Source organism: Clostridium sp. D43t1_170807_H7 (assembly GCF_015555905.1).
Taxonomy (GTDB): Bacteria; Bacillota; Clostridia; order Clostridiales; family Clostridiaceae; genus Clostridium.
Map to the genome: position 1 here is coordinate 18,993 of NZ_JADNLK010000024.1, position 16,460 is coordinate 35,452.

A 16,460-nucleotide genomic window follows, 5' to 3' on the forward strand; every position below is an offset into this window, starting at 1 on the left:
CATATAATTAATTAGGATTAAAGTAAAAAACTCCTTCAGTAGTTCCTAATAATAAATATCCACTTTTTGTTTTCCAAGAAGAATTTAAATTAAATTTACTTCCTTGTATTCCATAGTAGCTATTATAATTTGTAAATTTATTTTTCTTAATCTCAAATTTACATAAGCCATTATTTGTCCCAATCCAAATATCTTTATTATCATCTATAATAATAGAATTAACATAATCACTTATCATTCCATCTGCTTCACTATATACGGTGAATTCTTCAGTTTCAATATTAAACTTATTTAACCCTGAATTTGTTCCAATCCATAAATTTCCATTATCATCACTTTGTATACAATTTATGACATCATAACTTATACAGTTCTCTAAACTACTATTAATATAATTTTTTATTATTCCATTAGTTTTATGAAATTTAATAAGTCCTGTATACTCACCTCCAGCTAACCACAGTATATTTTCATCATACTTATCTTGAAATATATCTACTATCTTTATATCTTCAAGGCCATATTCCTCAAACTCTCTTTTATAGGTTTTTATTTCACCTTTATTAGGATCTAGTCTAACAATTCCCTTATTAGTAGCCATCCAATAGTATTCGTTATTATCTATTATTATTTTTTCTATCCCTAAATAACTATCATTATTTAGCTCTTCAACATATTCATGAATAATTTTATTTTCATGTTTATTAATTAAATCTATTCCCTTATCTGTAACTACAGTAATTTCCCCTGTTTTAAACTCAGTAATATATTTTACTGTGTTACTAGAAATAGTGTTTATATCATCTTCATCGTAAATATACCTTATTAATTTTTCCTCATCCACTAGTATATTTATTAATCCATGATATTTAGTTCCTATCCACAAATCACCATCGCTATCTTCTATTATTGAATTAAAACTGGTTTCTTCTATTCCATTTTCTTTTAATATTAAATTAATTTTATTATTAATCTGTTGCGTAACATTTAATTTACTTATTCCATTGTCAGTACCTATCCACAATAATCCATTACTATCTTCTAAAAAGCAATGTATATTATCACTACTTAAAGAGTTAATAAACTGCTTGTCCGCTTTATATAAAACAGTCAATTCATTCTCTTCATTGTATTTTATTACCCCATTAGAACTTGCAAACCATAAGTTATTATTTTCATCGCATAATATATAATTAATATGGCTATATATTTCTTCATCAATATCAATAGTAAAAGCGTTTAATGTATCACTTTCATAATCATATTTGTGTATACCATTTTTAGTAGCAAACCATATATCTCCATTATTATCAACCTCTATATTGTAAATATAATCGTATTGTTCAGGTTCAAAGCTACTTTTAAGTATCATATCATTTTGCATATCTACAATACTGACTCCACATTTACTTCCAATTACTATGTATTCATCCTTTATCTCTTTAATATCTGTGATATAAGAATCGGTTAATACGCCACCACTATATTCATCATAATATTTTATAAATGTTTTACTTTCATCATCATACTTATTAAGACCTTTTTCTGTTCCCACCCACATTATATTTTTGCTATCTTTATAAATAGTTGTAACATTGTAATGTGATATACTACTTTTACTATTATCATATTTAATATTTTTAATTTCTTCTGTTTTACTATTAATAATACTTAATCCGCCTTTGGTTCCTACCCATATGTTTCCGTAACTATCTTCACATATTGCATTTATATAAGTTGATGCTAGCCCATCACCATAATTATATTCAACTATGTAATTCCCATTATATTGATTCAAACCATCATCTGTTCCAATCCATATATATCCTCTAGAATCTTGGAAAATTGCGGTTATAAAATTACTAGATAATCCATCTTCTATTGTTAAATTCTCAAAATTAATTTTTTCATTCTTAGGAACTAATTTATTAAAAGTATCTATTTTATCAGCAAATACTAAATTATAATTAAATATTCCAATTAGCAATGTAAAACATGTCACTATTAAAACACATCTTTTTACGAGCCTATTCATATAGCTCCTCTCCCTTATTCCATTATCTTATTCTACGCTATTTTACCTTATTTTACTTTTTATGTCAATATTATTACTTTTCTTATATTTCTATATGTTTTAATGAGTTCTTTATATAGAAAGCCCATGATAATAATAAAATCATGGGCTTTTTCAAAAATTTTTAATAAATAATTTTTCCTCTTCTACTGTTATTTATATAGTTTACTGCTCTCATTTTAAATCTTTCATATTCCTTTAAGTTATAAAAGTGAATTAAATCTGATACTAGAAATAATGCGCTCATTATTAAATATCTCAAATCATTTAAATTATTTTTATTAGCCTCTTCAACTTGAATTTCATCACTTTCAAACTTTAATTTTTCATAATTTTTTAAAGCTATATTTAAATTCATTTTTATTTGATCATCTGTAAAGGATTTAAAATTATTTCCAACTAACTTATCTATAAATTCTATAAACTCTTCATTTATATGTGTAAACTTTTCGTATGTACTTATTAAACTCATGCTTTTCCTCTTTCTAACTAATAATTATATATACAATTATATATTAACATTAAAAACTTTCAAAGTTAAAAAGATTCCCTCTAAATTTATTTCTATTTATAATTTATATTTACCTAAATTATTTTTAATTTTTCATGTTATATTGTTTGACTTCCTTTTCTAAAATCTATAAATGTTAATATTTCATCTATACACAAAGCTATTATAAACAAAATTGATAAACTAGGCCATATCTCACTTATTAAATTAAAAATTCTATATATAAAATATGGTTGAATTATTTTTACATCAATAATACTTAAAATAACCCAAATAAGTGAAAATCTTAAACATATAATTCCTTGATAATTATATTTTTCTTCAGTATAATCCCAATAATCTTTATTAAAAAACTTTCTCATCATAAATCCTGTTATATATTCTACAGATGTCGGAATTATAAATGATATCACAATTAAAAATATTATATTAGGCATTATCTTATATAATTCAAGTATCCAAGCCATAGCTATTGCATACATAGGTTTAAATGGCCCCTTCAAAAATCCATCTTTTTGAAAATGACCATGAATATAGTATGAAAAGATATTTTCTATTATCCATCCAATAAATCCATATACAAAAAAATTATACAAAAATTCCATACTTATTCCTCCTTAGTATTTTTAGTTTTTCTAATATTTATAAATTTTATCCATAAAAAAAGATGTCCAAAAAAATATTTTAAACATCTTATATAAATACCTATTTTTTCTTTTTAACTAACTGACTTTCTTCTTCTATAATTTCCTTATTTTTTATATTGCTTTTATTTTTTATTTTAGTAATAATATTATTTTTTATTTTATATGGTAAATTTAACACTTTTTCTATTGTGGAATCATCTATTTTTATTACTATTAAAATTGTAATCTCTCCTAAAATTATCGCACTAATAACATCTGCTATAAAATGTTGCTTTATAAATAGAGTAGATAATATTATTAAGATACCGGTTATTTCAGTATAATAAAATTTCTTTTTTGAATCTTTATACTTTGTATACCTCATTATAAAATACGTTGTTAAAACATGTAATGACGGAAAACAATTTACTGGTCTATCTATTGAATATATAACATTTACTAAATAATTTAATATATTACCATTTTCAATTATAGGTCTAGTTATTTGAGTTGGATATAAGTAATATACAATATAACATACACTCATACCTATAAAAAATGATATAAAAGTTCTAATATAATCTTTTCTTGAATCTACTAATATAAATATAAAACCTATTACAATATATAAATACCAATATATATAAGGAATAATAAATATAGAGCTAAATGGAATTATATTATCTAATTCAATTGTAAGATCCTTCCCCTTTTTAGCTAAAACACTTGCTAAAATATAGTTTACATTAATTATTAAAATTATAACTAACCAAACTAAATCTATTATTTTTATTTCAACATTGTTCTTTATTTTTATTATATCTCCTTTAATTCCCATATTTCCACCTCACCATTTCCCATATAAGTTACTTTATTTTTTATCAGCTTTATTTAAGCTATAATTTATTCTATGTGATTCTTTTCTATAAATAATCAATAAAAAAATAACCAATTTAAAATTGGTTATTTTTGTTAATTGATTATTGTATTAATTTAATAACTTAAACATTTCTACAACTGATTTTTTTATATTATCAGGCAAGTTATTTAAAGCTCTTTGTCTTTTACTTTCATCTTTTATTTGTGCTATTCTCATTATTTCTTGTTGCAAACCTGGAGTTCTATTTAATTCACCTACTAATCTATTAAACTTATTCGCAAAAACTGGATCTTCTTTCATTTTTCTATCAATTTTCATTATAAGCTCATATGGATTCATTTATTTTTTATCTCCTTGAATTCTTTATAATTTCATAATATTCTTCATTATTATAAATGTTCATACTAAAGTATCTATAATTAACTTAAATAATCTTTATTTAAAACGTATAAACTAACATTGATTTTACAGAAAATATTTTATAAAACACAGATTTATAATTAAAAATATAAATATTTTATTTACATATAAGGAGAATTAAAATGAAATGTACAAATATACACTCTAATTTTTTTAAAAAGATAATCCTATTCTTACTTATCTCTTTATCAATAAGTAATGTGTCTGCATACTCTTCTATTTTATCTCCTATTAACATGGGGGATACCTTCACCGAGGATGATTATGAAAAAAATAATATTGATAAAGAAAATAAGATTGTCTATTTAACCTTTGATGATGGTCCTAGCAAAAATACAGAGTTAATACTTGATATATTAAAAGAAAATAATGTACATGCAACCTTTTTTATAATTTCGCCCTATATAGAACCTCACATTGAGTTTATCAAAAGGGCTTATGAAGAGGGAAATGCAATTGGTAACCATACTGCAGATCATGAATTTAAATATGTTTATACTTCTGAAGAATCATTCTTTAAGAGTTTTAATAAACAACAAGATTTTATAAAAGAGGTTACTGGAAATGATTGTACTATATTTAGATTTCCTGGTGGCTCTCATAATACTATTGTTAAAAACTCTAGAGGAAAAGATTTTACTAAGAATATAACTTTTAAATTAAATCAAAAAGGTGTTAATGTCTATGATTGGAATGTAGATTCTGGTGATGCTAAAGGAAATAATATTCCAGCCTCTACTATAATTCAAAATGTTTCTAGAGAAATTAAAGATAAAGATGGTAATTATAAAAATCCTGCAATAATATTAATGCACGATTGTATGACTAAAAATACTACTGTAGAAGCTTTACCTGGAATAATCAAGTTACTAAAAGATGCTGGATATGATTTTGGAATATTAAAATAACTAAATTGCAAAGCAATTTAGTTATTTTTTATTAGTAATTTATACCTGCTGCAACCACATTTTCTTTATCTCTTGATGAACAAGGAGTAACTCCATAAGTCATACCACAATGTGGACATTTATCTACTAAAGTTTTCATTACAAAGCTTTTTCCACAACTACATTCTATTTCATGTTGTATTGATATAGGAAAATCTGCTTTTCCTTTACTTCTTACTAAATCAACAACTACTTTTCCATCTTTCTTATTCATGCTTCCGCATCCACAACTCATATTATTTCCTCCTACTTTTTTATTATATCTTTTATTATTATAACTAACTTTAAAAACTATTTCAGTAACAAAAGTTACAGAAAAATATTAAATATACTCTTTTATCTATTTAACAGGTTCTATTTTTACTTTTTAACATAAAAATACTTTACATAAACAAAAATTTATAATTTAGAACACATCGAGTTTATATTGGAATATATTATAGTATATTCCAATTAAACTTAGGAGGATAAATTTATGAGCTGCAGATTAGGAAATTGTGTTTTTAAAACTGGTTTTAACGAACAAATCGATGCTACTATAAAATTACCAAAGGAAAATAGAAGCTGTATATTTGGTACAGTTCTTGATTCAGCTGGTTTACCTGTTGCCGATGCAGTTGTCAAATTACTTCAAATTGTTGATAAATGTGACGCTCCAGTCCCATTAACTCACACATTTACAGATGATAATGGACAATTTTTACTAGGGCCTTTATGTCCAAACACAACTTATATGTTAAAAATATTTAGCGACAATACTCAAATAGTTCAAAAATGTCTAAAGGTAAGTTGTTTCAAAGGTTCTTGTATAAATGTTAATACTGTATCAAATGATTCTACTAATTAAGGATGCAGATTTTAATTTCACACTTTATTTTATACAAAAGATAAGCTAAAAGGAGCTATTTATAGCTCCTTTTAATTTTTATAATTAATATTGCAAAATATTTTTTATTTGCAATATTAATCCCTTTTTAATAAAATTTATAAATTATTATCTAAAGCTATCTTATCTACTATAGCTTTTCTTTCTTCTCCTATAGCAGCAATTAACTTTGTAGGCATAAATCCATTTTTATAAATTCTATCATCATTTGCCTTTATCATAGCCACAACTGTAGCTTCTAACTTTTCATATGATAATAAATCTTCTAAATATAAATCAATTACATCTTTTAATTTTGTTGCTAATTCCCTTGGATTTCTGTATACAGCTCTCATATGTTGCTCCTTTATTTCTCATATTTTTAATATTAATTTTAAGAAGTTAATATAAACTAACTATCTAACCTAAACTTCTTACACCTTATGTATTATATATTAACTAAATACTATTTACTAGATATTTTATAGTTCTATTCCTATTCTAGATGGAATGCCTTCTTCAAAAGGATGCTTTATACACTTCATTTCTGTTACATAATTTGCAAGTTCTATAAGCTCCTCCTTAGGATTTCTTCCTGTCATAACAACCTCTAATGTTTCAGGCTTATTTTTTAAGAAGTCTATAACATCTTTTAACTCGATAAATTCATTATTTATAGTTGCTATTAGTTCATCTAATATTAATAAATCATACTCTTTTGTTTTTATAATTTCTACTATCTCTTTAAATCTAGCTGTATGCTCCTTCTTTGCTTCCCTCTTTTCTTCATCATTCATGTTCCATACGAATTTATTTACAGGTTTTCCTGGTAAAAAAGTTATATACTCTTTCAATTTATCTAAAGACACTAATTCTCCACTTTTTCCGCTTTTTAAAAATTGAGTTATAAAAACTTTTTTTTCTCTACCAGCTGCTCTAATTGCTAACCCCATAGCTGCTGTAGTTTTTCCTTTTCCATCTCCACAATATATATGTATAAGTCCCTTTTCCATAACATTCACTCCTAGTATATTATCTATAATTTATTTTTTAACTATAATACTTTTTATATAACATTATTGTCAACTTTTTCACTTTATCCTTTATGATTTTCAAAAAACTTATACTATTTATAAATAAAAGCTAAGGCTAAAGTTTATAATATTATCTAAATAATATTTTTTCTTTTTCCTTAACTTTTAATTCAACTATCTAACTAATATAAATATTAACACTATTGCTGCAACTATTTGTAATGATCCTACACCTAATGCATATAAAGATACAGCTTTTCCTTGCTTAAGTAATTCTTTTACATTAACTCTTAATCCAATTGCTGCTAATGCTATAATTTCAAGATTATTACTTATAGTTTTACATACATGAGATACATTTACTGGTATAACCTTTAATGAGAATAAAGCGCAAGTTACAAAGAATCCTATAACATACCAAGGAATTCTAACTTTTTTCTTTTCAATTTCCTTTACTTCTTCCTCTACTATTTCTTCATTAGTCTTATTTTTTAAATGTCCAAATATAAATACTACAACAACTAATAGTACAACTCTTAATATCTTAAAAATCATAGCCATATCTTTTACTGCTTCGCCTACCATGGCTCCACTAGCAGCAACTTGACCTACTGATTGTAAAGTACCACCAATTAAAGCCCCTGTCTGCATTGTCTCTGAATTAAATAAAGCTCTAGCTATTATCGGTAAAATAAACATTAAAACTATTCCTGTAATATTTACTATAGTAATTGCTATACCTTTTTCTTTATCATCTGCATCAATTACTGGTGCTGTTGCTGCTATAGCAGATGAACCACATACAGCATTTCCACTTGCCATTAAAAATCTAAAATTTTGACTAAAGCCTAATTTCTTTCCTATGTATATTGCACCAATTATTGTTATTGCCATTTGTAATATTATAAAAACAAATCCACCTATACCAAGCTCTAACAATGTATTTACACTTAAAGTTGCTCCTAATAGAACAATGGAATATGATAATATATCAGTTTCTGAAAACTTATATCCCTTTTGAAACACATCTTGATTTAAAAATAAATTTCCTACAAACATTCCTAAAAATATTGATATTGTTCCAGCCCCTAACTTAGGTAGAAATTTAGCCATAAATATTCCTACTAGTGCTACTGCTACTGACACTAAAAGTCCAGGTAATATATCTTTTATATATTTAATAAATTTACTATTCTTCATGTATATCATTTCCTCCTTAATAATTTCAGAACATTCATTTCAGAACATTCATTACATAACATAGTATATCTATTAAAATATTATTAGTAAAATAAATATTAATCATAATAACCATTACTTTTTCTAATAATTAATATATAATAATAATTATTAGAATTAGTTTACCCATTAATACTAGGAGGTTATTACATTGATTGAAGAATTTAAAACTTTTATTGCAGTTGTTGATTTTAAAAATTTTACTAAAGCCGCTGAATATTTAAATCTTTCACAACCAAGTGTCAGTACTCATATAAAAAATTTAGAAATTACTTTTGGAGTTACCTTAATAAATAGATCGGTTAAACAAAAAACTATATCTATTACAGAAAGTGGTTATACTCTATATAAAAGAGCTAAAGAAATTATAAATCTTTTAGATATTACATTTCTCGATGTAAAGACACTTTCAAGCTCAGTTAAAGGAAGTATAAAGATAGGAGCGAGCTTAACTATAGGAGAATATATCCTTCCAAAATTTTTAGCTGATTTTTCTATTAAATATCCTGATGTTGACATAGAGGTTATTATAGAAAATACTTCAATTATATCTAGAGAACTTAAAAAAATGAAATTAGATATAGGTCTTATAGAGGGTTCAGCTTCATCAGCTCTATTTAAACAAGAATATTTTTTAGAAGATGAAATGGTGCTTGTTGTTCCTTTTAACAGTGATTTAAAAGATAAAGAACTTAATATAGATAATCTTCAAAACAGAAGATGGATTGCCCGAGAGGAAGGATCAGGTACTAGAGAATATCTTGATTTATTCTTTACACAACATAAAATTATTCCTAAAAATATGATGATATTAGGAAGTAATTTATCAGTTAAAGAAGCTGTTAGAAATAATTTAGGATTAACAATTACATCTAAACATGTAATTGCAGAAGCTGAATCTCGCAATGAATTAGCTTCTATAAAACTTAATAATGATTTTACTAGATCATTTTCATATATATATCCTAAGGAATTAACACTATCAAAAGCAGCAAATATTTTCTTAGAAGAGCTTAAAACATACACCCAATGCCCTAACTCCCAACATGAATAAAATTGTTCGTCACGTGGAGCCGAAAAATTAATGATATAACCTCCAGGAATTGTGTAATTTGCGTTAAGAATTTAATAATTGATGGAGTAAAGTTGCGTAAAGAAGTTTTTACTGTTTGAGCGAATAGCGAGTTTAAAAACTTTAGCAAACTTTACGGAATCAATTATATAAATTCTAGGTGAAAATTTCACCGTTACTGGAAAATAAATATTTCATTTTTTCGCTTCCACGTAACGAACAATTTAGTTATAGTACGTCGGAGAATAGTCTTGATAGTGATTCTTTAATTTTGACCCCTCTACTTCTATTTTTATATTTTTCTAGTGTTAACTCTTCACACTTAAATATATCTTTTTCAAACTCAGCTTTTTGTTGCTTTGATATAGTTTCTGAATAAATAAATGCATTAACTTCAAAATTTAATTCAAAACTTCTAGTATCCATATTAGCTGTTCCAATTGAACAGACTTCATCATCAATAACTACAGTCTTAGCATGAAGAAAGGCATTTTTATCATAATGATATATTTTGACACCATAATCTAATAACTCTCCAGCATAAACTAAATTTGCCCAATATACAAAAGGATGATCTCCTTTTCCTGGTATCATTATTCTTACATCTACTCCTGATGTTGAAGCTAACTTTAAACTATCTGATATAGTTTTATCAATAATTAAATAAGGTGATTGGATATATAAATACTTTTTAGCTTTTTGAATCATTTTTAAATATGCTAACTTAATTTCATATCTATCACTTAAATTGGGTCCACTTGATACTATTTGCATGCCTGTATTAGGCTCTCCAATATTTTCATCACTAACTTCTAATACCTGACTTAAATCTACTTCTTCTTTAGTTGCATATCTCCAATCAGCTAAAAATCTTAAATTTAAATCTTTTACTGCACTACCTTTAAATTTAATATGAGTATCTCTCCAATATCCAAAATTTTTATCTTTTCCTAAATACTCATCTCCAACATTAAATCCACCAACGAAACCAACTTTATTATCTATAACAACTATTTTTCTATGATTTCTAAAATTCATATTAATATTAATAAATTTTAGCCAAGAAGGAAAGAACTCTCCTGTTTTTCCACCAACTGCTCTCAACTTTTTTAATACATTTCTATTTAATAACCTACTTCCAACAGAATCATATAGTAATCTAACTTCAACTCCATTTTTAGCCTTTTCTTCTAATATATCTAATATTTTTGTTCCTATGTCATCATTTTTAAATATATAAAACTCTATATTTATACTTTTTTTAGCCTTACTAAGACTTTTAAGCAATGCATCAAAAAACTCTTTTCCATCTGAATACATACACACTTCATTATCATCTCTATATGGTGAATAATCCATAGTCTCTAATGCCATTATAATATCTATATTTTTAAAATTGCTATTTTCTAATTGTATTTGGCTTCTTTCTTTTACTTGCCTATTATATTTGTCTAAGACCTTTATTTCTGCATTTTTAATCCCAAACATATTTGACTTGTTCATTTTTCTTCCAACAAGCAAAAATACTATAAATCCTATAAATGGTGCTATGTATAAAATTAAAGTCCAAGCTATAATATTATTTGGTGAGCGCTTTTCCTTAAATATCATATAAGCTATTGTTAATAAATTTATAATATGAATTAACACAGTTAAAAATTTAAACATCACATTCATCTCCTTTACAAATTATTTTTCACTAAATCTTCTCTATTTATAATTCAGATTTTACTACAGTATATATTAATTTCTCGTCTTTTATCAACCTTATAGTTTTTATAATAAAATAAATAAAACCTCTATCATCAAATATAATTAAATTTAATAAATATATTTTCTAATAAAGGTTTTATTTTTAAAATTATCATGCTATTTTTACTATCTAACAATTAAGCTTCTTCCTGGAACTCTTTTTGGTTCAATACTTTCCTTTACTGCATACCCTATAGCTGCACATCCAATTACCTCAAAATCTGATGGTATATGACATCTATCAAGTATCTTTCTTACTGAAGGTGAATTACAAGTATCCCCCAATTGATTTATCCAACAAGATCCTAGCCCTAAAGATGTTGCTGCTAAAAATATATTTTCTAGTCCTGCTGATCCATCTGTATAAAAATATTTATAGTCCTTCTTTGCAGTAACTATTATAAGAGTAGGTGCATTATAGTAAAAATTGTAATTTCCATCAGAACCCCTTGCCTCTCCTCTTTCCTTAAATACTTCTTTCACTTCATTATTTAATTCCTGTAAAATCTCTTTATTTTGAATAGCTGTATAATAACATCCTTGACTATTCATGCCACTTGGCCCACATAAAGCACATTCTAAAATTTCATTTAAAATCTCAGTATCTACTTGTTCATCCTTATACGCTCTACAACTTCTTCTTGATTTAATATTTTTAATAACCTCATTCATCTAAATTCCCTCCAAAATTTGCTTTCTATATAATTTATATAAATAAAAAAGCACCATTATTCTTAAATACTAATTCTCTATTCTATTATTGAATTAATCTATCTTGTGTAACTTTAAATTCTAAAGTGAATTTTTTTAACCTACATAAATAGTTCCATTATTTCATTTTCATTTTTACTTACCCACTTACATAAAGTAGTTGCCTTAACAATTTGTTTCTTAAGTATTTCTGATGCTGGCATAAAGCCATTACTAACTCCTTCATTATATCTAACAAGAAAATGTACAATTACATCTAATCTTCTAAGCATAATAAGTGTTGGAACTGCTTTTATTTCATCTATTGTTAAGTTAATATTATTCTTATATCCATCAATAAATCTTTTCATACAACTAAATTTAAACTCATCACTATTTTTATTTGCAATAGCTTCTGATAAACATATAGCTAAATCCATAGCTCTTAAATCTCTAGCAACAAATTCAAAATCTAATACCGCTGAAATATTATTATCCTCATCTTCTAAGACGTTAGAGGCATTAATATCGCCATGAATTAATTGATGTGGTAAACTTCTCAACTCTGGGATACATCCCTTAAATTTCATAAAATATCTACTTAAATCAATTAATTCATTCTTTTCCTCATTAAAATCCTCAGGAGGATTAAGGCAAAATTCTATAACTTTATTTAATGGACATTTAGGATAGGACTTTTCCAACTCATAACATGGAGAATATATAGGATTCTCTTTAATATTAACTTCACCTAATTCTCTTGTTATTTCACCAACAATGCTTCCTAAACTATAAAATTGTTCAACATTTTCTAATATAGGATTATTTCCTTTAATCATTTTCGCCATTGATACTAATTTTCCATCAGTGCTTACCCCTATTGTGCTACCATTTAAATTCAGTTTAGGTTCTGGTATATTAAAACTTAAATTTTTCTCCCCTAAAGCTCTTAAAACTGTATGTTCATAATTAACTTTTTCATTATCATTATGACTCTCATATATTCTTAGAATAAACTCTTCATTATCTACAACTAAAAACTTAGTGGTATTATTCATACCACTAGATCCATTTTTCACATAATAATTTTCACTTTCAAAGTACTGCTTAACTATATTATCAATATATAATCTCTCCATTTACTTCTCCTTTGTATGTACCATCCTATACCTCATAATCCATACACATTCTATTACATGTAACACTTCTAACAAATGTTGCAACCTTAACATGTTCTTCATGCACTTGATAATTGTTTAGTGCTTCTATACTTTCAAAAGTACTATTTAACATTATTTCAGCATTGCTTCCTGCTATAGGCTTAGTTATAACTTCAATTTCAACAATTCCTGGTATTTTATTTTTTAATGATTCAAGACCATTTTTTATTTTTAGTTTATCCTCTTCACTGCCTTTACCTTCTTGAAAATTCCATAAAATAATATGTTTAATCATCTTATACATCTCCCTTTAAATTAATTTATACTTTAATTATATCAAATATTTAATAAATTTCTTTTTCTTATATTATTTTCATTATAAAAAAAAGATTTTTGTCTACTCTACAAAAATCTTTTCTTATAAATGAATATTTAGTTATACTTTTCCCTTCCAATAAGCATCAGCTTCTGATTCGAGCTTTTTAAGCCTAGTATAATAATCAGGAAATTCTAACAAATGTGCATAGGCAATTTTTCCTGTTAAAATTGGATCATTATTAGTTACATTAGCCTTTGGAAATTTAGTACCATGTTCAAGTTCTACATTAACGCCCATAGTAAATTCATTTAAATTAAATTTTTCCTTGCTAAAATCAATTCCAATTTTATTAGCTATTTCAGCTGCTTCTTCCATGGTAAAAGAAATTCTATTATTTTCTCCTCTTACCTTTAATATATACCACTGAGTATGTTTCATTTATACCTCACATTCAAAGTAATTTATATATTATGATATGATAATACATAAATTAAGACTACTACAAAATTATTTGTAGTAGTCCTAGTTTATTTTTTTACTATTCAGTTACAGTTACTTCTATTGATTTTGAAGCATAATTTCCATCTTCATCAATAACATCTACCCAAATTACATACTTATCTGCAATTTCTGGTTTCCAAGTTGTTGTATTAGAAGATTTAAAATCATGTAATGTTGTCCATGTATTATCGAAATCATGAACTGCTACTCTATATTGTAAACTAGAGTTTCCAGTCGCTGTAGTTTTTATATTTACGCTATCTCCAACTTTAATAGTAGTCTTATCTAAAGATATATCTGTAATTTCTACACCTTTTCCAACAGTGAAATTAGTATATTTTGCATCTATCTTTCCACTTGCATCTTTAGCAGCTACATATATAGCATAAGTTCCTTCTTCTTCCGGAGTCCATTCTATTGAACTGCTATCAGAGTAATCTTTAATCATAGTATAAGCTCCATCTTTCTTATAATAGAACTTATAAGTTACTGGATTAACTCCACCTTCAGATGTAGCATCTATAGTTACTGGTGTATTAACTACTCCACTCTTAGTGCTAAGTGTAAATTCTACTTGTATATCCTCTACCTCACCAACAATAAAATCAAATGCTTTAGTTTTAACATTACCTGCGCCATCTTTAACATCTACATATAATCTGTAGTATCCATCTTCAGTAGGAGTCCAATTAGCAGTGTTTTTAGTTGAGTAATCTTGGATCTTAGTATATTTATCATTATACTTATAATAGAATTTGTAGCTTAATTCTCCAGTTCCACCTTCTGCATTTGCAGTAAGAGTTACCTTAGTATTTGCTTCTACAGATGTTTTATCTGCTTCAAAACTATTTATTGTTAAAGTATCACCATTTACTACATATGGAGTAATGTTAAGTGACTTCGTAACTCCTGCACCGTCTCTAACATCAACATAAACAATATAACTTCCTTTTTCAGTTGGTGTCCACGCCACAGTATTACTAGTAGAGTATTGTTGAATTAAAGTATATTTTCCATCTTTCTTGTAGTAGAACTTGTAATTTAATGCACCTACTCCACCTTCAGCTTCAGCTGAAATATTAACAACTTCATTTATTTTTCCTTCAGTCTTATCTAATGTAAGAGATTTTACAATTATATCCTTTGTTTTTATTTCAAACTCAAACTTTTCTTCCGCAACTGTACCATCACTATCCTTAACGTTAACTTTTACTACATAAGTTCCAGATGCTAGTGGTGTCCATTCAACACTATTTTTAGATGAATAATCACTAATAACAGTTTCTTTTCCAGTAGTCTTTTCTGTAGCTGTAAATTTATATTGTAAACTTCCATTTCCACCTGTTGCATTTGCAGTTAAAGTCATTGTTGTATCTTTATATTGTGGTGATAATTTATCACTTGTAAATGAAGATATTGTTATAGGTTTAATTATCTCTTTTAATGTCCAATTACCATCTGCATAAGTTCCTATCTTATTTGTTGGTAATGAGAAACCTGGTTGTTCAGCAGCTGGTATTTGAGCGCTACCATTGTTAAATATTACCTTAGTATTATCTCCCCATCCTTCTGGTAATGTATAACTATAGTAACCATTACCTTCATTTGTCATTGCTACACCTGGCCATTTTGCTACTTCCTTTACTGTGCTTCCACTTTCATCATATACATAGATATTAGCACTTGTCCAACCACTTGGTAATTTAATTTTTGCAATTGATGTATCTGAAACTATTGGATCGTCTGGATCATCTGGATCATCTGGATTATCTCCTATATCTTCTAATGTCCAATTACCATCTGCATAAGTTCCTATCTTATTTGTTGGTAATGAGAAACCTGGTTGTTCAGCAGCTGGTATTTGAGCGCTACCATTGTTAAATATTACCTTAGTATTATCTCCCCATCCTTCTGGTAATGTATAACTATATAATCCATCAGCATCTTTTGTCATTGCTACACCTGGCCATGCTGCAAGTTCTTTTACTGTGCTTCCACTTTCATCATATACATAAACATTTGCACTTGTCCAACCACTTGGTAATTTAATTTTTGCAATTGATGTATCTGAAACTATTGGATCGTCTGGATCATCTGGATCATCTGGATTATCTCCTATATCTTCTAATGTCCAATTACCATCTGCATAAGTTCCTACTTTACCTGTTGGTAATTCGAAACCTGGCATTTCAGCTTCTGGAATTTGAGCAGTACCATTGTTAAATATTACTTGAGTATTATCTCCCCATCCTTCTGGTAATGTATAACTATAGTAACCATTACCTTCATTTGTCATTGCTACACCTGGCCATGCTGCAAGTTCTTTTACTGTGCTTCCACTTTCATCATATACATAAACATTTGCACTTG

18 protein-coding genes are annotated in these 16,460 nt (G+C 26.4%); 3 read left to right on the forward strand and 15 right to left on the reverse strand.

Features of this window, described 5'->3' with window-relative positions; translation table 11 throughout:
• Positions 1-7 precede the first annotated feature (7 nt).
• From I2E98_RS13080 to I2E98_RS13100, 5 genes are all read right to left on the reverse strand, one after another.
• The gene (locus tag I2E98_RS13080; RefSeq protein ID WP_195469339.1) at positions 8-2,035 is read right to left on the reverse strand and encodes a two-component regulator propeller domain-containing protein; all 2,028 of its coding nucleotides are present in this window, start codon (positions 2,033-2,035) and stop codon (positions 8-10) included.
• A 163-nt stretch (positions 2,036-2,198) separates the two neighbouring features.
• Positions 2,199-2,546: a hypothetical protein gene (locus I2E98_RS13085; protein WP_195469340.1), complete on the reverse strand. Its 348-nt coding sequence runs from the start codon at positions 2,544-2,546 to the stop codon at positions 2,199-2,201.
• Between the two features lie 137 nt (positions 2,547-2,683).
• Positions 2,684-3,190, reverse strand: coding sequence for a putative ABC transporter permease (locus tag I2E98_RS13090; RefSeq protein WP_195469341.1), 507 nt, complete (start codon positions 3,188-3,190; stop codon positions 2,684-2,686).
• Between the two features lie 100 nt (positions 3,191-3,290).
• The gene (locus I2E98_RS13095; RefSeq protein ID WP_195469342.1) at positions 3,291-4,049 is read right to left on the reverse strand and encodes a phosphatase PAP2 family protein; all 759 of its coding nucleotides are present in this window, start codon (positions 4,047-4,049) and stop codon (positions 3,291-3,293) included.
• 150 nt (positions 4,050-4,199) lie between these two features.
• Positions 4,200-4,430 carry a hypothetical protein gene (locus I2E98_RS13100; protein ID WP_195469343.1) on the reverse strand — a complete coding sequence of 77 codons (231 nt, stop codon included), beginning with the start codon at positions 4,428-4,430 and terminating at the stop codon, positions 4,200-4,202.
• 203 nt (positions 4,431-4,633) lie between these two features.
• Here I2E98_RS13100 and I2E98_RS13105 point away from each other — a divergent pair, with 203 nt between their 5' ends.
• Positions 4,634-5,419 carry a polysaccharide deacetylase family protein gene (locus tag I2E98_RS13105; protein ID WP_195469344.1) on the forward strand — a complete coding sequence of 262 codons (786 nt, stop codon included), beginning with the start codon at positions 4,634-4,636 and terminating at the stop codon, positions 5,417-5,419.
• Between the two features lie 31 nt (positions 5,420-5,450).
• On the opposite strand, the gene I2E98_RS13110 is transcribed toward I2E98_RS13105, so the two are convergent.
• Positions 5,451-5,693: a hypothetical protein gene (locus I2E98_RS13110; protein ID WP_195469345.1), complete on the reverse strand. Its 243-nt coding sequence runs from the start codon at positions 5,691-5,693 to the stop codon at positions 5,451-5,453.
• 240 nt (positions 5,694-5,933) lie between these two features.
• Here I2E98_RS13110 and I2E98_RS13115 point away from each other — a divergent pair, with 240 nt between their 5' ends.
• Positions 5,934-6,305, forward strand: a complete 372-nt coding sequence (locus tag I2E98_RS13115; protein ID WP_195469346.1) for a carboxypeptidase-like regulatory domain-containing protein — start codon at positions 5,934-5,936, stop codon at positions 6,303-6,305.
• 137 nt (positions 6,306-6,442) lie between these two features.
• Here I2E98_RS13115 and I2E98_RS13120 read toward each other — a convergent pair whose 3' ends face one another.
• From I2E98_RS13120 to I2E98_RS13130, 3 genes are all read right to left on the reverse strand, one after another.
• Positions 6,443-6,679, reverse strand: a complete 237-nt coding sequence (locus I2E98_RS13120) for a TIGR04540 family protein (RefSeq protein WP_195469347.1) — start codon at positions 6,677-6,679, stop codon at positions 6,443-6,445.
• A gap of 126 nt (positions 6,680-6,805) precedes the next feature.
• Positions 6,806-7,336: a cob(I)yrinic acid a,c-diamide adenosyltransferase gene (locus I2E98_RS13125; protein WP_195469348.1), complete on the reverse strand. Its 531-nt coding sequence runs from the start codon at positions 7,334-7,336 to the stop codon at positions 6,806-6,808.
• Between the two features lie 195 nt (positions 7,337-7,531).
• Positions 7,532-8,557 (reverse strand): putative sulfate exporter family transporter, encoded by a 1,026-nt coding sequence (locus tag I2E98_RS13130; protein ID WP_347708040.1) that lies wholly within the window; start codon positions 8,555-8,557, stop codon positions 7,532-7,534.
• A 190-nt stretch (positions 8,558-8,747) separates the two neighbouring features.
• Here I2E98_RS13130 and I2E98_RS13135 point away from each other — a divergent pair, with 190 nt between their 5' ends.
• The gene (locus I2E98_RS13135) at positions 8,748-9,650 is read left to right on the forward strand and encodes a LysR substrate-binding domain-containing protein (protein WP_195469350.1); all 903 of its coding nucleotides are present in this window, start codon (positions 8,748-8,750) and stop codon (positions 9,648-9,650) included.
• Between the two features lie 246 nt (positions 9,651-9,896).
• Here I2E98_RS13135 and cls read toward each other — a convergent pair whose 3' ends face one another.
• The 6 genes from cls to I2E98_RS13165 form a co-directional block, all read right to left on the reverse strand.
• Positions 9,897-11,336 carry a cardiolipin synthase gene (gene cls / locus I2E98_RS13140; protein WP_195469351.1) on the reverse strand — a complete coding sequence of 480 codons (1,440 nt, stop codon included), beginning with the start codon at positions 11,334-11,336 and terminating at the stop codon, positions 9,897-9,899.
• Between the two features lie 210 nt (positions 11,337-11,546).
• Positions 11,547-12,092 (reverse strand): nitroreductase family protein, encoded by a 546-nt coding sequence (locus tag I2E98_RS13145; protein WP_195469352.1) that lies wholly within the window; start codon positions 12,090-12,092, stop codon positions 11,547-11,549.
• Positions 12,093-12,232: 140 nt separating this feature from the next.
• Positions 12,233-13,249, reverse strand: a complete 1,017-nt coding sequence (locus I2E98_RS13150; protein ID WP_195469353.1) for a phosphotransferase — start codon at positions 13,247-13,249, stop codon at positions 12,233-12,235.
• Positions 13,250-13,274: 25 nt separating this feature from the next.
• Positions 13,275-13,565 (reverse strand): Dabb family protein, encoded by a 291-nt coding sequence (locus I2E98_RS13155; protein ID WP_195469354.1) that lies wholly within the window; start codon positions 13,563-13,565, stop codon positions 13,275-13,277.
• Positions 13,566-13,706: 141 nt separating this feature from the next.
• Entirely contained in the window at positions 13,707-14,027 is a 321-nt protein-coding gene (locus tag I2E98_RS13160; protein ID WP_195469355.1) for a DUF5661 family protein, read from the reverse strand.
• Between the two features lie 100 nt (positions 14,028-14,127).
• Positions 14,128-16,460, reverse strand: a 2,333-nt coding sequence (locus tag I2E98_RS13165) for a starch-binding protein (RefSeq protein ID WP_195469356.1), incomplete at its 5' end; no start/stop codon positions are given.